Genomic DNA, 18,425 nt, shown 5'->3' on the forward strand with positions numbered 1-18,425 from the left:
CGCGGCCGATGCTCAGCCGGCCCCGGGGGTACGCGCGGGCGGCGGCCCGTCCCGGCCCTCCTCTACACTGCTGGGGTGATTGATCCCGTACTTCTGCGCGAGAACCCGGACGTCCTGAAGCGCTCGCAGGAGGCGCGCGGCGACTCCGTCGAGCTGGTCGACGAGGCGCTCGAGGCCGACCGCGTGCGCCGTGCGGCGATCACCGAGGCGGAGCGGCTCCGGGCCGAGCAGAACGCCTTCGGCAAGACCGTCGCCAAGGCTCCGAAGGACGAGAAGGCGGCCCTCGTCGCCGAGGCCCAGCGCCTCGCCGCCGCCGCCAAGCAGGCCCAGCAGGAGGCGTCCGAGGCCGACGACGCCTTCACCGTGCTGGTGAAGCGCATCGCCAACCCGATCATCGAGGGCGTCCCCGCGGGCGGCGAGGAGTCGTTCGAGCTCGTCAGGACGGTCGGCGAGCGCCCCTTCTTCGACTTCGCCCCGCGCGACCACCTCGAGCTCGGCGAGCTGCTGGACGGCATCGACATGCAGCGCGGCGCGAAGGTCAGCGGCGCGCGCTTCTACTTCCTCAAGGGCCTGGTCGCCCGCCTCGAGATCGCGCTGATGAACCTGGGCCTCGAGAAGGCGCTCGCCGCCGGCTTCACCCCGCTGATCACGCCCACCCTCGTGCGCCCCGAGATCATGGACGGCACCGGCTTCCTCGGCGAGCACGACGACGAGGTGTACCGTCTCCGCGACGACGACCTCTACCTCACCGGCACCAGCGAGGTCGCCCTCGCCGGCTACCACGCCGACGAGATCCTCGACCTCTCCGGCGGCGCGAAGCGCTACGCGGGCTGGAGCACCTGCTACCGCCGCGAGGCGGGCTCGGGCGGACGGGACACCCGCGGCATCATCCGCGTGCACCAGTTCAGCAAGCTCGAGATGTTCGTCTACACCCTCCCCGAGGACGCCGAGGCGGAGCACGCGCGCCTGCTCTCATACCAGGAGGACGTCCTGCAGAGCCTCGGCCTGCACTACCGCGTCATCGACACGGCGGCCGGCGACCTCGGCCAGAGCGCGGCGCGCAAGTTCGACGTGGAGGCGTGGGTCCCCACGCAGGAGACCTACCGTGAGCTGACGTCGACCTCGAACTGCACCACGTTCCAGGCCCGCCGCCTCGACACCCGCTACCGCACCGAGTCGGGGAGGACGGCTCCGGTCGCAACCCTCAACGGCACGCTCGCGACCACCCGCTGGATCGTCGCCCTCCTTGAGACCCACCAGCGGGCGGACGGCTCGGTGCTCGTCCCCGAGGCGCTGCGGCCCCACCTCGGCGGCCTCGAGGTGCTCGAGCCCGTCGCATGAGCGCGGCCCGCGCCTCCGGCCGCCGCCTCGTCGCCCTCGACATCGACGGCACCGTCATGCACGAGGACGGCACCATCACCCGCGCGGTGACGGACGCGATCACCCGCGTGGCCGCCCAGGGCGACGAGGTGATGCTCGCCACCGGGCGCTCGCCCTCCTCCACCCTGCCGGTCGTCGAGCGCCTCGGGATCTCGCCCGAGTACGTGATCTGCTGCAACGGAGCGGTCACGCTCCGCCGCGACGCGTCCGGTGCCTACGTCCCCGAGACGGTCGAGACCTTCGACCCGACGGAGGTCCTGGAGACCATCCGCCGCTCCCTCCCCGACGCGCACTACGCCGTCGAGGACGCGGACGGCGCCTTCTTCTACACCGAGGCGTTCCCGGGTGGTGCCGTGATGGGTGCCGAGACGACCCACGTCCCCTTCGAGGAGCTGCTCGGCCGGCTGTGCACCCGCGTCGTCGTGATCTCGCCCGAAACCGGCATCGAGGAGTTCACCTCGCTGGTCGAGGAGATGGGCCTGCACCAGGTCAGCTACGCGATCGGCTGGACCGCCTGGCTCGACATCGCCCCGCACGGCGTCAACAAGTCCACCGCGCTCGAGGTCGTCCGCGAGGAGCTGGGCATCGAGCGGAGCGACGTGGTCGCGCTGGGCGACGGCCGCAACGACATCGAGATGCTCACCTGGGCCGCCGCCGAGGGCGCAGGGCTCGCGATGGCGCAGGCGCCCGACGAGGTGCGGGCCGTGGCCTCCGCCGTGATCCCCTCGGTCCACCAGGACGGCGTGGCGGTCGCGCTCTCGGCGCTGCGCTGATCACGGTCCCGCGCGCTCGGCGGTTACTATCGGGTGTCGCTCCTGCGGGAGCGGCCGGGAGGGCTGTCCGAGCGGCCGATGGAGCCAGTCTTGAAAACTGGTGGGCGGAAACGTCTCGTGGGTTCGAATCCCACGCCCTCCGCCACGCCGTCCGCCGCGGAGTCCCGTTCTTCGCGTCGCTTCCCGCCGGCGCCTTCCGACGCCCGTCCTGGCGCGCGACGACGGAGGGCCGCCCGCTCTCCTTCGGAACGCGCCACCCCTCTGTATAGGATTGCGCGACGCCCGGGACCGACGCCCGGCCCTCACCTCCGCACCACTGACGCCTCGACACCGGGAGACGGATGCGCCGCACGGGCCCTTCGACACAGACTCGCGACACTCCGCGCACGCCGCGCCCCTTCGTGCGGCACGGCCGCCAGAAGCGGCACACCCTCGCGCGGACCCTGGTGAAGGGAGCCGCCCTCGTGGGCGGTGTCGGTGTGGTCGCCTCGGTGTCGGTGGTCGCGATCGCGGCGACGCTGATCGTCCAGTCCGTGCAGCCCTCGGTCGACCTGCACCCGGGCGCGGCCGGCTCCAGCGTCGAGGCCGGAGGCGCCCCGGAGATCGGCGCACTGGAGGGCGGCTTCAACGTCCTCGTCGTCGGCAGCGACTCGCGGAAGGGCCAGGGCGACGCCTACGGCGACCCCGATGAGGAGACGAGCGTCCTCAACGACGTCAACATGCTGATGCACGTCTCGGCCGACCACAGCAACGCGACGGTCGTGAGCTTCCCCCGCGACATGTACGTCGACATCCCGGAGTGCGTGAACGCCGCCACGGGTGAGACGATCCCCGCCCGGTACGACACCAAGATCAACGAGGCGATGGGCAGCGACGTCAGCCTCGGCTGCGTGGCAGGGGTCGTCGAGGACCTCATGGGCGTCCGGGTCGACTACGGCGCGGTCGTGCAGTTCAACGGCGTGATCGAGATGTCGAACGCGGTCGGCGGAGTCGACGTCTGCGTCGCGACCGAGATCGCGGACCCCTACACGAACACCTACCTCGAGCCGGGCGTGCACTCGCTCGAGGGCATGGCGGCGCTGCAGTTCCTCCGCAGCCGCCACGGCATCGGCGACGGCAGCGACCTGACCCGCATCAGCAACCAGCAGGTCTTCCTCTCGGCGCTCGTGCGCCGGATCAAGAGCGCGGACACCCTCCTCAACCCGGTCGCGCTCTACGGGCTCGCAAAGGCGGCGCTCGGCAACATGACGCTCTCGACCGGTCTCGACAACGTGAACACGATGGTCCAGATGGGACTCGCGCTGAAGGACGTCGACCTCGCGGACGTCGTCTTCGCGCAGTACCCGACCGGGGCGACTCCGAGCGGAGTGGAGCCGGACCGCGCCGCGGGCGACGTCCTGGCGAGCGCCCTGCAGACCGATCAGCCGATCGCCATCACCGGCGGCACGGGCGCCGGCGCGACCGTGGAGGGCGAGGCGGCGGCCCCGGCCGACACCGCCGCTCCGTCGGGCCCGGCGACCGCGGATCCGCTGGCGACGGCCGAGGCGGCACCCGGCACTCCTGCACCCGGCACTCCTGCAGCGACTCCCGAGGACGGATCCAAGGTTGCCCTGCCAGAATCGGTCACCGGCCAGAGCGCCGACCAGCAGACCTGCTCGGTCGGCTTCTTCGGCTGAGCCGAGGGCGGGCGGCACCACGGGTGCTCTCCACCTCGCGCGCTGACTCCGGGACGACACGCGTCCCGCAGCCGAGAGAGAGTGCGACCCGATGAGCGAACGCGCGTCCACCCGGACCACAGCAGCACGGCACGGCCGCCTGCGCCGCCCGAGCGGCGTGCGCTTCGCCGCGCGGATCCTCGCAGCCTGCGTGGGCGTCGGCGTGCTCAGCGCGGTCTGCATCGTGGCGATCGCCGCCTCGCTGATCGCCGGGAGCGCGCGTCCGTCCGTCGACCTAGGGATCGACTCGGGCGGAGGCGACGTGCCCGAGATCGGGGCGATCGAGGGCGGCGTCAACATCCTGCTCGCCGGCAGCGACAGCGCCGACGGATCGGCCGCCGGGGCCTACGGCGAGCGTGCCGAGAACCTCAACGACGTCACGATGCTCATGCACATCTCGGCCGACCACTCGACCGTGGAGGTCGTCAGCTTCCCCCGCGACCTCTACGTACCGATCCCCTCCTGCACCGACCCGGCCACCGGCGCCGTCTCGGACGCGGTGGACTCGGCGAAGATCAACACCTCGCTCGAGGCCGGCGGGCTGGCGTGCACCGTGCAGACGGTCGAGCAGCTGACCGGGCTCGAGATCCCCTACGCGGCGCTCATCCAGTTCGAGGGCGTCATCGAGATGTCGAACGCGGTCGGCGGAGTGGACGTCTGCGTCGCCACCCCGATCCAGGACGAGTACACGGGGCTGAACCTCGACGCGGGCACGCACACGCTCGTCGGCGCCGAGGCGCTGGCGTTCCTCCGCACCCGGCACGGCGTCGGCGACGGCAGCGACCTCACCCGCATCTCGAGCCAGCAGGTGTACCTCTCATCGCTGGTGCGCAAGGTGAAGAGCGCGTCGACGCTCTCGAACCCGGTGAACCTCTACGGCCTCGCGAAGGCGGCCGTCTCGAACATGCAGCTCTCCACCTCGCTCGAGAACGTGAACACCCTCGTGTCGATCGGCCTCGCGGTGAAGGACGTCGACCTCGCGAACGTGGTCTTCGTGCAGTACCCGACCTTCATCGACGGCAACGGCGTGTACCCCAGCGAGGACGCGGCGGCGGCGCTGAACGCGGCGCTCCTCGCCGACCAGCCGATCGCGCTGAGCGGCACCACCGGCGGCGGCTCGCAGTCGACGGGGGAGGAGCCCGGGGCGACCAACGCTCCGGCGGCCACGGAGTCGCCGGCCACCGACGCCCCCGCGACCGACGCCCCCGCGACGAGCGCACCCGACGGGCCGGTCACCCTTCCGAGCGACGTCTCCGGGCAGACCGCGCAGCAGGAGACCTGCACCATCGGCCGGCCCCTGTCGGACCAGTAGGCGGCTTCCCGCCTTCCCGTGGAGGGGCGGGCGCCCGTGTCGCGAGGCCCTCGCGCGTGCGGTTATGATGGTCGTCGTGCGTCCGCCAGCGGGCGCTCAGGAGTCGTCGCATAGTCCGGTCGAGTGCACCACCCTGCTAAGGTGGAGAACCCTTTATTGGGTTCCGTGGGTTCAAATCCCACCGACTCCGCATCGTCCGAAGGCCCCGCTCAGGCGGGGCCTTCGTCGTTCCCGGCGGTGACTGCGCCTGCCGCAGTACCGGCGTCTCCCTGCGGTGCCGGTGTCTCCGCAGTGCCGGGGTCTCGCGGTGCCGGAGCCTTCCGGCCGGCGCTCCGCCGCTCGCGCGCGGCGTCGGCGGCCGATGCGACCCGGCGCCTCAGCCGGCCGGGATCCGCCGCCGATCCGCCGGGCGGGTGCGCTCCCGGAGCGGCTACCCTGATCGGATGCCCAGCCCGATCCTCGACGCCCTGTCCGCCCCTCCCGCGCGGAGGGACGTCGCCTCGATCCGGGGTGCTCTCGCCGAGGTCGCGATCGGCGACTCGGTGCGCGTCCTCGTCCGCTCCCCGCGCTACGGCCTCTACGGGATCGAGGGGGTCGTCCGCCAGGCCGTCGGCGGCGAGCTCGTCGTCGCGGACGTCTTCCTCGGCACGGGGACCGAGATCCAGAGCATCGCCCTGGCTCCGGACGCCGACGAAGTCGGCGGGGAGCGCTCGGCCGAGGGACTCGAGCACGGGGATCCGGTGCGCGTGGCGTTCTCGACTCCGGCGCTCGGGTCGTTCACGATCACGGGCCCGCTGACGGCCGGCGGCCGCGACGGGTTCCTCCTCGTCGGCAGCTGGATCGTCGCGGACGGCGGCGAGCCAGGCCGCCACGTCGACCGCATCGAGCGCCTGACGGACGTCGGCGTGCACGAGAAGCACGTCCCCGGGCGCCGCTCCGCGGTCGAGGAGTAGCCCCTCAGCTCTGGCAGTGCGGGCACCAGTAGGTGACCCGCAGCTGCAGCTCGTCGTCGCCGAGCTCGCCGCGCTCGATCGGAGTGCCGCAGCGCCGGCACGGCTTGCGGTCGCGGCCGTAGACCCAGAGCTGCTGGCCCGGGCGCAGGTTGCCGGTCGTCGTGCGCTCGATCCGCTCGCGGTTCACGGTGATGAGCCGCTTCGCGAGCGCGATGGTGCGCACGAGGTCGCCGCTCCCGCCGACCGGGCGCGTGGGCAGCACACCGCGCAGGAAGCACAGCTCGGCGCGGTAGACGTTGCCGAGTCCGGCCATGATCCGCTGGTCGAGCAGCGCGAGCCCGATCGGCCGCTCCGGATCGGCGGACAGGCGTCGCAGCGCCTCCTCCGCGTCCCAGTCGGCGCCGAGCAGATCGGGGCCGAGGTAGCCGACCACGTCCTCCTCGGCCGAGCGCGGGACGATCTCGAGGAGCCCGAGCTCGAAGCCGACCGCCTGCCAGTCCTCGGTCTCGAGGACGATCCGGGCCTGGAACGCCGGCCGGTGCCACTTCGGCCGCTCGCCCTCGCCGCGGGCGTAGAGGTGCCAGCTCCCCTCCATCTTGAGGTGGGAGTGGATCAGCGCGTCGCCGACCCGCATCAGCAGGTGCTTGCCGCGGGGGACGACCTCGTCGATCGTCTCGCCGGTGAGGTCGACCGTCGCGTACTTCGGCACGCGGACGTCGCACCGGGTCAGGACCTCGCCGTCCAGCGCCTCGGCGAGATTGTGGGCGGATCGGTAGACGGTGTCACCCTCGGGCACGCTGGCTCCCTCCGGCGCTCACGAGCGCATCCTCAGGCCGCGCGGATTCGCGACGAAGCCGGCGGCGACGAGGGCGTCGCCGAAGGGCGTGCCGAGCGCGAAGACGCCGTCGATCTTCTCGACGGTCAGCTTCTCGACCCCGCGGGAGCGGACCAGCTGCGAGAGGGCGCCGGCCGCGTCGGCGAGAGCCGCCTCGTCGGCGGTGAAGGTGAGGGCGGTCTTGCCGCCGCGCTCGAGGTAGACCGCGAGCGCTCCGTCGACGACGGCGACCAGCGCGCCGGCCTTCCGACCGGGGCGGTGCCCCTCGCCCTGCGGCCACGGCAGAGCGGCGCCGAACGGATTGGCGGGGTCGGTCGCCGCCAGCGCGAGCACCGGTCGTGAGCGCTCCTGCGCCTCGTCCTGCGGGGCGAACGTGCGGAGCCGGTCGACGCTGCCGGCGGTGCCGAACTGTGCTGCTCCCAGCTTCTCGATGAAGTAGCCCCTCCGGGCGCGGCCCTGCTGCTCGAAGCCGCTCAGCACCTTGTAGGCGAGGGCGAAGCCGCCCAGGACGCCCTCGGCCTGCACGGAGCCGCGGGTGACGATCCCGTACCGCTCGAGCAGCGTCTCGCCGAGCGCGTGCCCGCGGATCGTCGCGTCCGACTCCGCGAGCGGCACGATCGACCAGCGGCCGCCGGCGGTCGGCGGCCCCACGCGGGTGGCCATCGTGGGGCGGGCGGTCATCCGGCCCCGGGGCGCGCGGGCGCGGGCGGGGGCGCGCGGCTGGCGGTGGGCGCCGCCGGTCGAGCCGACGAGGGTGCGCAGCGGCGCCAGGGTGTCGTTCGTGACGAGCCCGGCCCAGACCAGCTCCCACAGGGCCTCGACGAGGCCCGCGTCGTCGGTGGAGCCGACCGCGTCGGAGAGCTGGCGGAAGAAGTAGCCGCCGCCCGAGCCGAGCACGCCGACGATCTCCTGCTGGAGCTCGGTCAGGGTCACGGACTCGGCGGCGGGGACGGGGAGGGTCAGCCCTGCCGTGTCGGCGAGATGGAGGCTCACCCAGCCGTCGTTGCCGGGCAGGGTGCCCGCGCCGGCCCAGAGGACCTCGCCGGTCGCGGTGAGCTCGTCGAGCATCGCGGGGGAGTAGTCGCGCACCCGGGCGGGCAGGATCAGCGACTCCCACGCGGACGCGGGGATGGGCGCGCCGGCCAGCTGGTCGATCACGGAGGCCACGCCGTCGATGCCGCGGAGCGAGCCGCCGACGTGCTGCCAGGCGGGGAGGAAGCGGGCGTACGCGGCCGCGTCGACCGGCTCCACCTCCTTGCGGAGCGCGGCGAGAGAGCGGCTGCGCAGGCGGCGCAGCACCTCGGCGTCGCACCACTCGGTCCCGGTGCCGGTGGGGCGGAACTCGCCCTCCGAGACGCGACGCTCGCCCGCGAGGCGGCGCAGGGTGTCGGTGACGACCGCGACGCCGAGGCCCAGGCGGGTGGCGACGGCGGCGGCGGTGAAGGGGCCGTGGGTGCGCGCGTAGCGGGCGACGAGGTCGCCGAGCGGATCGCGGACGGGGTCGATGAAGGCGACGGGGACGCCGATCGGCAGGGGCACGCCGAGAGCGTCGCGGAGCCGGGAGGCGTCCTCCATCGCGGCGTACCGCTGCTCGCCGCCGAGCCCGACGGGCAGGACACGCTTCGCTTTCACGAGCGCGGCGACGTCGGCCTCGAGCACCGCGCGCTCGATCGCGGGCGCCTTCGCGACGTCCGCCGAGGCGACCGACTCGTCGACCAGGCGCTCCCCGAGCTCGTCGAGCGTCAGCGGGCCGAGCAGCCGGAGCAGGTCGGCGGCGCCCTCGAGCCCGCGGAGGCGGCGCTCGGGCTCGACGCGCTGCAGCTCGCGCTCGATCTGCGCGAGGACGGCCGGGTCGAGCAGCTCGCGCAGCTCCGCCCGGCCGAGCAGCTCGCCGAGGAGCGTCGCGTCGACCGAGAGCGCCGCCGCGCGGCGCTCGGCGAGCGGGCTGTCGCCCTCGTACATGAAGGCAGCGACGTAGCCGAAGAGCATGGACCGCGCGAACGGACTGGCGGTCGGCGTCTCGACCTCGAGGATCCGCAGCTCGCGCCCGTCCAGCCGTGCGGCGAGCCGGAGCAGCGCGGGCAGGTCGTAGACGTCCTGGAGGCACTCGCGGACGGTCTCGAGGATGATCGGGAAGGTCGGGTAGGTGCGGGCGACGTCGAGGAGCTGCGCCGCCCGCTGCCGCTGCTGCCAGAGCGGGGAGCGCTTGCCCGGGTTGTACCTCGGGAGCAGGAGCGCCCGCGCCGCGCACTCGCGGAACCGGGCGGCGAAGAGGGCGGAGCCGCCGACCTCGCTCGTGACCAGCTGCTCCAGCTCCTCGCGCTCGAACAGGAACAGCTCGGAGCCCGGCGGCTCCGACTCGGTGTCGGGGATCCGCACGACGATGCCGTCGTCCCCGGCCATCGCCGCTCCGTCGACGCCGTGCCGCTCGCGGACGCGAGCGCCGATGGCGAGCGCCCACGGCGAGTGCACCTGCATCCCGTACGGGGAGTGCAGCACCAGCCGCCAGTCGCCCAGCTCGTCGCGGAAGCGCTCGAGCACGAGGGTGCGGTCGTCCGGGATCTGCCCGGTGGCCAGGCGCTGCTCGTCGAGGAAGGAGAGGAGGTTGTTGGTCGCGTACTCGTCGAGCCCGGCCGCCGTGCAGCGCTCGCGCGCCGTCTCGGGGGCGGCGGCGCCCACCTCGCGGGTGAACGCCCCGATCGCCTCGCCGAGCTCGGCGGGGCGCCCCTGCGAGTCGCCCTTCCAGAACGGGAGGCGCCCGGGCTCACCGAACGCCGGCGTCACGATCACGCGGTCGTAGGTGATCTCCTGGATGCGCCAGCTGGTGGCTCCGAGCGCGAAGACGTCGCCGACGCGGGACTCGTAGACCATCTCCTCGTCGAGCTCGCCGACGCGGTTGCCGGTCGAGCCCGGCTCGCCGACCATGAACACGCCGAAGAGCCCGCGGTCGGGGATGGTGCCGCCGCTGGTGACGGCGAGGCGCTGGGCGCCGGGCCGGCCGGTGAGCGTGTTCGCGTCGCGGTCCCAGACGAGGCGCGGCCGCAGCTCCGCGAACTGGTCGGAGGGGTAGCGGCCCGAGAGCAGGTCGAGGGTCGCCTCGTAGGCGGAGCGGGGCAGGGACACGAACGGGGCGCTGCGGCGGACGGTGTCGAACCAGTCGTCCACGTCGAGGCTCTCGAGGGCCGTCGCGGCGACGGTCTGCTGCGCGAGGATGTCGAGCGGGTTCGCGGGGACGGCGATCGCCTCGATCAGTCCCGAGCGCATCCGCTCCGTCGTCACGGCGGAGTGGAGCAGGTCGGCCCGGTGCTTGGGGTAGAAGGACCCGCGCGAGACCTCGCCGACCTGGTGGCCGGCTCGACCCACGCGCTGCAGGGCGCTCGCGACCGAGGGCGGCGTCTCGACCTGGACGACGAGGTCGACCGCGCCCATGTCGATCCCCAGCTCGAGGCTCGAGGTCGCGACCACGCAGCGCAGGCGGCCGGACTTCAGGTCGTCCTCGATGATCGCGCGCTGCTCCTTGCTCACCGAGCCGTGGTGAGCGCGGGCGAGCAGTGGCTCCTCGTCGGGCGCGGACTGCCCGCTGCCGCTCGTGCCCCCGGCCGCTCCCATCGCCTCGGCCGGGGAGCGGCGGACGGAGGAGGAGGCCGCCTCGGCGAGCAGGGCCCCGACGGCGACGGGCTCGCCCGCCTCGCGCGCCCGCTCCGCGGCGAGCTCGCGGCGCTCGGCGTAGATCTCGTTGAGCCGGGCGGTCAGCCGCTCGGCGAGGCGGCGGGAGTTCGCGAAGACGATGGAGGAGGTGTGCGCGAGGACCCGGTCGACGATCGACTCCTCGACGTGCGACCAGATCGACCCGCTCTGCGGACCGGTGGCCCCCATCGTCGATCCGTCCTGCGGAGCCGCCGTCCCCAGCTCGGACATGTCCTCGACCGGGACGACGACGCTGAGGTCCCACTGCTTCTCGGACGCCGGAGCCACGATCGCGACCGGGGAGCGGCCGGCGAGGAACCGGGCCACCTCCTCGCGCGGACGCACCGTCGCCGAGAGGCCGATGCGCTGCACCGGCTTCGGGAGCAGGGCGTCGAGCCGCTCGAGGGAGACGGCGAGGTGCGCCCCGCGCTTGGTCGACGCGACCGCGTGGACCTCGTCGACGATGACCGTCTCGACGCCGCGGAGCGACTCGCGCGCCGCCGAGGTGAGCATGAGGTAGAGCGACTCGGGGGTCGTGATCAGGATGTCCGGCGGCGTCTTCTGCAGCACGCGCCGCTCGGCGGCGGGCGTGTCTCCCGACCGCACCCCGACGGTGACCGTGGCCGGCGCGCTGCCGATGCCCTCGGCGCTCAGCCGCAGCGCCGTCTGGGTGACGCCGACGAGCGGCGAGCGGAGGTTGCGCTCGACGTCGACGCCGAGAGCCTTCAGCGGCGAGACGTAGAGCACGCGCGTGCGGTGCTGCGGATCCTCCGGCGGCGGGCCCTGCACGAGCCGGTCGATCGCCCAGAGGAAGGCCGAGAGCGTCTTGCCGGAGCCGGTGGGAGCGACCACGAGGGCGTGCGCTCCACTCGAGATGGCCGACCAGGCGCCCTCCTGGGCGGCGGTCGGCGCCGGGAACGCGCCCTCGAACCACGCGCGCGTGGCGGGGGAGAAGCGCTCGAGGACGTCCGGCATGCACCCATCCTCCCTGCCACCTCCGACATTGCCGGGGCCGCGGCCCGGGGGCGAGCCCTTGACGCGGGGGAGTCCGCCCGTCAGGCGAAGCCGAGACGCACGAACGTGCCGATGTCGGCGAGCTCGGCCTGCCCGACTCCGTGGGCGACGCCCTCGTAGACCCGGGCGTCGAGCGCCGTGTGCTCCGGGAACCAGGCCGCCGCGTCCCGCACGAGCTCCTCCGGGATCACCGTGTCGAGCGTCCCGCGGCCCCAGAACACCGGAGGACGCTCGCGGGCGAGCCGCTCGTCCGCGTCGTCGCCCTCGGCGAGCGGGACCACGAACCCGGACAGAGCGACCGCGAAGGCGAAGCGGCCCGGCGCGCGCCGAAGCAGCTGCACCGCCAGCGCGGCGCCCTGGGAGAAGCCCAGCAGCCCCACCGGACCCGGGTGCCCCAGAGCGTCGAGCCACTCGATCACCCCCGCCGCCGCCGCCTCGACGGCCTCGGGATCGGCCCGCGGCTCATCAGGCACCAGCGGCACCCGGAGCGGCCACCACGCGTTCGCCCCGCCGCCCAGGGCGAGAGGCGCCCGGAGGGACGCGAGGACCGGCTCCAGCGGCAGGTAGGCGCCGAGCGAGAACAGGTCCCCCTCGTGCGAGCCGTAGCCGTGCAGCAGCACCAGGAGGGGCCTGCCGACGCGGTCGCGCTCGGAGGAGGACCACAGCACCGCGTTCGCGTCGATTCCCATCGCACCATCATCCCCCTGAGTGCGGGATCGCCGCCGCCGGTCGGAACACCAGCCGCGAAGGGTGAGAATGGCTGCATGAGCGTGCGCACCCCTGACCCGAACTCCGGGTGGCTGTCCGACGACGAACTCGCCGAGATCCGTCGGCGGCTCCCGCTGCTGTACGTGGAGGCCGTGCCCGTCCGGGTCGACGGGCTCGGGCAGGTCACCGAGGTCGGCGTGCTCCTGCGCGCGACCCCCTCCGGCCAGATCACCCGCACGATCGTCTCGGGCCGCGTGATGTACGGCGAGACGCTGCGCGACGCGCTGTTCCGCCACCTCGAGAAGGATCTCGGTCCCATGGCCTTCCCCCTCCTCCCGGCGAGCCCGCTCCCCTTCCACGTCGCCGAGTACTTCCCGATGCCCGGCATGGGACCGTTCACCGACGACCGCCAGCACGCGGTCTCCCTCGCCTACGTCGTCCCCGTCACCGGCACCTGCGACCCCCGCCAGGACGCCCTCGAGCTCACCTGGATGACCCCCGACGAGGCCTGCTCCGACGCGATCTCCGCCGAGATGGAGGGCGGGCGGGGCGCGCTGATCCGCGCCGCGCTCGCTTCCGTCGGCCGCCTGTCCTAGCGGCGCGGATCGGCCGCGGTGCTTCCTGCGCCGATAGCGGCGCGCCGCGGTCGGCTCGCAGGGACAGCAGGCCGGCTGGAGCATCGTGCGTCCGCCTGGACCGATTCGCCGGCACGCGACTCGGCCGTTCGGCTCGTGGATCCGGCATCCACGGGACCTCTGTGACCGGGCGAGGAGAGGCGGCGCCCCTGCCCGACGACGGCGCAGCAGGGGATCGCCTGATCAGGACGTGGTGAGGACTTCCGGAGCTCCCTGCGCGGGACTCCGCTCGAAGAGGTGAAGCGGGAACGACGAAGGGCCGGGGCCCGCGACCAGAAGTCGCGGGCCCCGGCCCTTCGTGATGTCGGCGCCCTGATCAGGACGAGCGCTGAGGCGCGATCACCGAACGCCCAGCCCCCGGACCAGCCGCTGCCCGCGAGGCGAACGGTCGATCCGCGTGCGAGCGGATCGGCCTAGCCGGTCGCGACACGCTCTGCGTATCGCGACCGTGCTTGAAGCCGACCGCGGTGCGCCGCTCCGCGGCTGCCCGCGAGGCGAACGGTCGATCCGCGTGTGAGCGGATCGGCCTAGCCGGTCGCGACACGCTCTGCGCGTCGCGACCGTGCTTGAAGCCGACCGCGGTGCGCCGCTCCGCGGCGCACAATCGGACTCAGCCCTGCGCGCGGCGGCCGCCGCGGCGGGCGCCGCCGCCGGCGGACTCGCGGGCGGGAGCGCCCGAGGCTGCTCCGCCGGTCGCGGTGCTGTAGAACGAGCGCGATCCGCCCGAGGTCGAGGGGGCGCCGTCGGCCGAGCGGCTGCGGCCTCCGCGGGCGCCTCCGCGGGCGCCGCCGCGGGCGGGTCCCTCGGCGGCGGTGCGGTCGCGGCGGGGGCGGTCGCCTCCGCCGGTCGCGGCACCCGTCGAGCGTCCGCCGCGGGGTGCGGCGGTGCCCTCGGTGCGGGCCGCGCGCTTGCGCTGCGCGTTGGCGCCCTGCGAGCGTCCGCCCTGCGACTGGCCGCGGACGGGCTCGACGGCGGCGCTGGGGGTGACGTACGGAGCGACGTCGCCGACGAGCTTCGCGACGGCGGCCGAGTCGGCCGTCACCTGCTGGGGCGCGACCTGGATCGCGGCCTTGCGGAGGAGGGTCTTCACGTCGCTGCGCTGCGTGGGCAGGACGACGGTGACGACGTCTCCCTCGCTGCCGGCGCGGGCGGTGCGGCCCGAGCGGTGCAGGTACGCCTTGTGCTCCATCGGCGGGTCGACGTGGATGACGAGCTCGACGTCGTCGACGTGCACGCCGCGGGCTGCGACGTCGGTGGCGACGAGGACCTTGACGGTGCCGGCGCCGAACGCGGCGAGGTTCCGGTCGCGGGCGACCTGCGAGAGGTTGCCGTGCAGGTCGACCGCGGGGATGCCCTGGCCGGTGAGCTGCTTGGCGAGCTTCTTCGCGTGGTGCTTGGTGCGCATGAAGAGGATGCGGCGGCCGGTGCCGGACGCGAGGGTCTTCACGAGCGCGTTCTTGGCGTCGAGGCCGTCGACCTCGAACACGTGGTGGGTCATCAGCGCGACGGGGGAGTTGGCCTCGTCGACCGAGTGGAGCACCTCGTTCTGGAGGTACTTCTTGACCAGCTTGTCCACGCCGTTGTCGAGCGTCGCGGAGAACAGCAGGCGCTGGCCGCCGCGGGGGGTCTTGTCGAGGATGCGCGTGACGACCGGCAGGAAGCCGAGGTCGGCCATGTGGTCGGCCTCGTCGAGGACGGTGATCTCGACGGCGTCGAGGTTCACGAAGCCCTGCTTCATCAGGTCCTCGAGGCGGCCCGGGCAGGCCACGACGATGTCGACGCCCTGCTTGAGCGCGGCGACCTGGCGCTGCTGCGAGACGCCTCCGAAGATCGTGGTGGTGACGATGCCGTACGCGTCGGCGAGGGGCTGCATCGCGGCGGTGATCTGCGTGGCGAGCTCGCGGGTCGGCGCGAGGACGAGTCCGAGCGGGCGGCCGGGGCGGCGGCGTCCGCCGGCGAGCGAGCCGCCGAGTCGGGCGATCATCGGGATGGAGAAGGCGAGGGTCTTGCCGGAGCCGGTCTTGCCGCGGCCGAGGACGTCGCGTCCGCCGAGGGTGTCGGGCAGCGTGTCGACCTGGATCGGGAAGGGCTCGGTGATGCCGCTCGCGGTGAGCGCGGCCACGAGGGGGGCCGGCACGCCGAGGGCGCTGAAGGAGAGGGGGGTGTTCGACATGAAGTGGTGCCTTTCGGGGGCATCATGCCGATCGAGGACGCGCGGGCGGTGGCCGGGGCGCGGGTGATCGGCGTTCGGGCGAAGGTGACGGTGGTCACATCCGTTCGCCGTACGATTCGGTGCGCGCGGCCGGGGGCCTCATGCACGTGCGCCAGATGGTCGGGACGGATCCTCGACGGTCAGAGTCCTAGGGGACAAGGGGCGTTCTACGACGCGGGGGAGCGCAGTCGCTGCGCTCGCACCATCCCACTCTAGTGGATGCCGATCCATCCGCGCATCGCGGCCTGCACGCGGGAGCCGTCGCGGTCGCTCAGCTTGGTCCCGACGAAGTCGCCCGCCCAGTCCGAGGTCTGCACGCGGAAGGCCGGCTCCGGGTCGCGCAGGGTCTTCAGGATGACAGCGGCGACGTCGGACGGGTCCTGCGCGTGGGTCGAGGAGAAGGACGACGCGGCGCGGTCGAGGTAGGCGCCGAGCGCCGGCGAGTAGGGGCCGGCCTGCGCGAGCATCGCCGCCGCGTCGATGCCGACGTTCTCGACGAAGCTGCTGCGGACCGCTCCCGGCTCGATCAGCGACACGTGGACGCCGACGGAGGCGGCGACCGGGGCGAGCGCCTCGAAGAACCCCTCGACCGCGAACTTCGCCGCGCAGTAGTCCTCGTTGAACGGCTGCCCGATCGCGCCGCCGACGCTCGAGACGGTGACGATGCGACCGCGGGACGAGCGCAGCATCGGCATCGCGGCGCGGGTGACCGCGACGGTGCCGAAGAAGTTGACCTCCATCACGCGGCGCAGCTCCTCCGGATCCTCCAGCTCGAGGGTGCCGAGGTGGCCGGCTCCGGCGTTGTTCACGAGGGCGTCGAGACCGCCGAGCTCCTCCTCCACGGCGCGGAGGCAGCCGGCGACGGAGTCCGCGTCGGTCACGTCGAGCGCTCGCAGGTCGAGCTCGACGCGTGCCTCGGCGGCGGCGGCGCGCAGGCCCTCCGCCCGCTCCGGATCCCGCACGGTGGCGACCACCCGCCAGCCCGCGCGCGCGGCCTCGATCGCGGTGGCGCGGCCGATGCCGGTGGAGGTTCCGGTGACGAGGAGGACGGGACGGGGCATGCGGCTTTCCTGCTTTCCGGCGCACGACGGCGCCGCCCGGAGGCTATCGGCCGCCCCTCCGAGAACGTCCAGGGTCGGTGTCAGCCCCGGTAGCGCTCGCCGACCGGCACCTCGACCGGCAGCCGGTTGCCCGCCTGGGCGAGCGGGCAGGCCCAGGCCGGGTCGTAGGCGCAGGAGGGGTTGTAGGCGAAGTTGAAGTCGAGGACCAGCGTCCCCGGGGCGGAGCCCGGGCCGAGGTCGGCGCCCTTCACGGTGTCCAGGAGGTAGCGGCCGCCGCCGTAGGTGCCGCCGGGTGTCCCCGCGAGGGCGTCCTTGACCGGCAGGAACAGTCCTCCTCCGTAGGACGCGAGGCGCCAGACGTCGAGGCTGCCGGCGTCCGGCACCTCGACCGTGCCGATCAGCTCGAAGGGGACGGTGCCGTCGGTGCCGGTCTCCACGTCCATCCGCCGCGCCTCCTCGGCCGGAGCCACCTCGAGCTCGAAGCGCCAGGCCGCGTCGTAGGGCGCGATCGGCAGCGAGCGGAAGTGCGCGCGGTCGGCCGGGAGGAGGGGGGTGGAGGGGTGCTGCGCGAAGAGCGCGTTGCGCCCGCGGATCCAGGACGCGTGCGCGGCGAGCAGGTCCACGTTCGAGAGCCGGCGCACCTCCGCGTAGAGGGCCTGGACGTGGCGGCGCCAGTCCGACACCTCGACCGCGGTCGTGAGGCGGCGGCGGGGCGAGACGCCGTCGTCGTCCTGCTCCTCCTCGTCGGCGGAGGGCCACTGGAGGCGCAGGAGCTCCGAGCGCGACAGCTCGGTCTCCTCCTCGGCGACGCCGTCGGGGCTCATGCGGCGGACTCCCCGCGCGGGCGGGTGTCGGCACCGAGATCGTGGCGCCAGGACGGGGCGAGGGAGCGGATGCGGATGCCGCGCCACTGCCAGAACGCCCACATCGACGGCCAGAGCGCGGCCGAGGCGAGGCCCGCCGAGAACTCGAGGCGGTCGCGGAAGAGCGTGCGCCCGTCAGGGAGCGGGGCCACGGCCATGCGGTGGTCCCACGCGGTGATGAGGCGGAGGGAGCCCGTGAGGGGCCCGCCGCTGTCGCGCAGGATCCGCACGTCGGGCATCGAGGGGACGCGGCGGTAGGAGAGGTCGATCTCCTGCGCGCCCATCGGCACGATCCCGAGGGCGTCCATCGCGACCTCGTGGGAGCCGAGCCCCCAGGTCGGGCGGAAGCCGCCCTCGTCCAGCGACGCGGCGGTCAGGAGCGGGGACATCACCTCCCGGAACACGGCCGGACTCTGCAGGGCGCGCCAGGCGGAGTCGGCGTCGGTGTCGAGCACGTGCTTGAGCATCACCTTCACGAGGGACATCCTCCTCCGCCCGCCCCTGCGCGGGAACCGGGTGCGCGCGGAGCCCCGGACGTGTATGCGCCTCCGGGGCTCGCTACCGTGTCAGGGTGACCGCTCCCGCCGCCTCCGTCGACCAGTCGACCTACCAGATCCGCTTCGAGTGGGGGGCCCGCGCCCTCCGCGTGCTCGCCCCCGCCCACGTCACGGTGCTCGTCGACGCTCTGCCCGGAGGCGAGAGCCCCGACCTCGGGGGAGTGGAGGGCCGCGTCGTCCGCGCGGGCCTGGCCGACCGCTCGGCCGTCGCCCGCTGGATCCTGGAGCGCCAGCACGAGAACGGCGGGCGCACCAGCGTCAACGTGATCGCACTCGGCGACGTCGACGACAGCGGAGCGGCGCGGTTCGCGATGGAGGACCAGCTGGCGGCCGGCGCCGTCGTCGACGCGCTCATCGGGCTGGGCATCGACCACGTCTCGCCCGAGGCCGCGGTGGCCTGCGCGTCCTACGAGGGCCTGCGCCGGGCGTGCGCGCATCTGCTCACCGCGTCCGAGTCCGGCCGCCTGCTCGCCGCCGAGGGGCGGGCGGACGAGGTCCGCGCCGCCGCCCGGGTCGACACCGTCGACGAGGTGGCGGTCCTCCGCTGACCCGCCGCTCCGGCGGGCGCGGCCTCCGAGAGGTGCAGGGCGTCCGCGGAGCGCACAAGCCCCTGCGGATCCGAGCCGCCGCCTCGCGCGGCTGACGCACCGCCGCGGCACCGGGAGCGGCACCGCGGCGGGACGGGTCAGTCGGAGACGCGGACCGAGCGGTCGAAGGCGA

Annotated in this window: 14 protein-coding genes and 2 tRNA genes; 9 read left to right on the forward strand and 7 right to left on the reverse strand. The window is 73.9% G+C overall.

Going from position 1 to position 18,425, the window contains the following annotated elements:
- Nucleotides 1–75: 75 nt before the first annotated feature.
- The 7 genes from serS to C5C30_RS15590 all read left to right on the forward strand — a co-directional run bounded on the left by serS (nt 76) and on the right by C5C30_RS15590 (nt 6,133).
- Nucleotides 76–1,341 (forward strand): serine--tRNA ligase, encoded by a 1,266-nt coding sequence (gene serS, locus C5C30_RS15560; RefSeq protein WP_104334051.1) that lies wholly within the window; start codon nt 76–78, stop codon nt 1,339–1,341.
- Nucleotides 1,338–2,153 (forward strand): HAD family hydrolase, encoded by an 816-nt coding sequence (locus C5C30_RS15565; RefSeq protein WP_104334052.1) that lies wholly within the window; start codon nt 1,338–1,340, stop codon nt 2,151–2,153. Before serS ends, C5C30_RS15565 begins: the two co-directional genes overlap by 4 nt.
- Nucleotides 2,154–2,210: 57 nt before the next feature.
- Nucleotides 2,211–2,298, forward strand: a tRNA-Ser gene (locus C5C30_RS15570).
- Between the two features lie 256 nt (nt 2,299–2,554).
- Nucleotides 2,555–3,829 (forward strand): LCP family protein, encoded by a 1,275-nt coding sequence (locus C5C30_RS15575; protein WP_258066007.1) that lies wholly within the window; start codon nt 2,555–2,557, stop codon nt 3,827–3,829.
- 91 nt (nt 3,830–3,920) lie between these two features.
- Nucleotides 3,921–5,180 (forward strand): LCP family protein, encoded by a 1,260-nt coding sequence (locus C5C30_RS15580; protein WP_104226775.1) that lies wholly within the window; start codon nt 3,921–3,923, stop codon nt 5,178–5,180.
- Between the two features lie 99 nt (nt 5,181–5,279).
- A tRNA-Ser gene (locus tag C5C30_RS15585) sits at nt 5,280–5,370 on the forward strand.
- Between the two features lie 253 nt (nt 5,371–5,623).
- Nucleotides 5,624–6,133, forward strand: coding sequence for a hypothetical protein (locus C5C30_RS15590; RefSeq protein WP_104233937.1), 510 nt, complete (start codon nt 5,624–5,626; stop codon nt 6,131–6,133).
- 4 nt (nt 6,134–6,137) lie between these two features.
- Here C5C30_RS15590 and C5C30_RS15595 read toward each other — a convergent pair whose 3' ends face one another.
- The 3 genes from C5C30_RS15595 to C5C30_RS15605 form a co-directional block, all read right to left on the reverse strand.
- The gene (locus C5C30_RS15595) at nt 6,138–6,929 is read right to left on the reverse strand and encodes a DNA-formamidopyrimidine glycosylase family protein (RefSeq protein ID WP_104250891.1); all 792 of its coding nucleotides are present in this window, start codon (nt 6,927–6,929) and stop codon (nt 6,138–6,140) included.
- A gap of 18 nt (nt 6,930–6,947) precedes the next feature.
- Nucleotides 6,948–11,630, reverse strand: coding sequence for an ATP-dependent helicase (locus C5C30_RS15600; protein WP_104334053.1), 4,683 nt, complete (start codon nt 11,628–11,630; stop codon nt 6,948–6,950).
- A gap of 80 nt (nt 11,631–11,710) precedes the next feature.
- Nucleotides 11,711–12,358, reverse strand: a complete 648-nt coding sequence (locus C5C30_RS15605) for an alpha/beta hydrolase (RefSeq protein WP_104226771.1) — start codon at nt 12,356–12,358, stop codon at nt 11,711–11,713.
- 75 nt (nt 12,359–12,433) lie between these two features.
- Here C5C30_RS15605 and C5C30_RS15610 point away from each other — a divergent pair, with 75 nt between their 5' ends.
- The gene (locus C5C30_RS15610) at nt 12,434–12,973 is read left to right on the forward strand and encodes an NUDIX hydrolase family protein (RefSeq protein WP_104225113.1); all 540 of its coding nucleotides are present in this window, start codon (nt 12,434–12,436) and stop codon (nt 12,971–12,973) included.
- Between the two features lie 649 nt (nt 12,974–13,622).
- On the opposite strand, the gene C5C30_RS15615 is transcribed toward C5C30_RS15610, so the two are convergent.
- The 4 genes from C5C30_RS15615 to C5C30_RS15630 all read right to left on the reverse strand — a co-directional run bounded on the left by C5C30_RS15615 (nt 13,623) and on the right by C5C30_RS15630 (nt 17,633).
- Nucleotides 13,623–15,185: a DEAD/DEAH box helicase gene (locus C5C30_RS15615; RefSeq protein ID WP_104334054.1), complete on the reverse strand. Its 1,563-nt coding sequence runs from the start codon at nt 15,183–15,185 to the stop codon at nt 13,623–13,625.
- A 251-nt stretch (nt 15,186–15,436) separates the two neighbouring features.
- Nucleotides 15,437–16,285 (reverse strand): SDR family oxidoreductase, encoded by an 849-nt coding sequence (locus C5C30_RS15620; protein WP_104233932.1) that lies wholly within the window; start codon nt 16,283–16,285, stop codon nt 15,437–15,439.
- Nucleotides 16,286–16,365: 80 nt separating this feature from the next.
- A complete protein-coding gene (locus C5C30_RS15625; protein WP_104260906.1) occupies nt 16,366–17,109 on the reverse strand; it encodes a DUF1684 domain-containing protein in 744 nt (247 codons plus the stop codon).
- Nucleotides 17,106–17,633 carry a hypothetical protein gene (locus tag C5C30_RS15630; RefSeq protein WP_244248113.1) on the reverse strand — a complete coding sequence of 176 codons (528 nt, stop codon included), beginning with the start codon at nt 17,631–17,633 and terminating at the stop codon, nt 17,106–17,108. Before C5C30_RS15630 ends, C5C30_RS15625 begins: the two co-directional genes overlap by 4 nt.
- Nucleotides 17,634–17,719: 86 nt before the next feature.
- Between C5C30_RS15630 and C5C30_RS15635 the strand changes: the two genes are divergently transcribed.
- Nucleotides 17,720–18,253 (forward strand): 2-phosphosulfolactate phosphatase, encoded by a 534-nt coding sequence (locus C5C30_RS15635; RefSeq protein ID WP_104233930.1) that lies wholly within the window; start codon nt 17,720–17,722, stop codon nt 18,251–18,253.
- Nucleotides 18,254–18,425: the final 172 nt, after the last annotated feature.

The sequence above is a fragment of the Rathayibacter sp. AY2B5 genome, from assembly GCF_002931645.1.
GTDB lineage: Bacteria > Actinomycetota > Actinomycetes > Actinomycetales > Microbacteriaceae > Rathayibacter.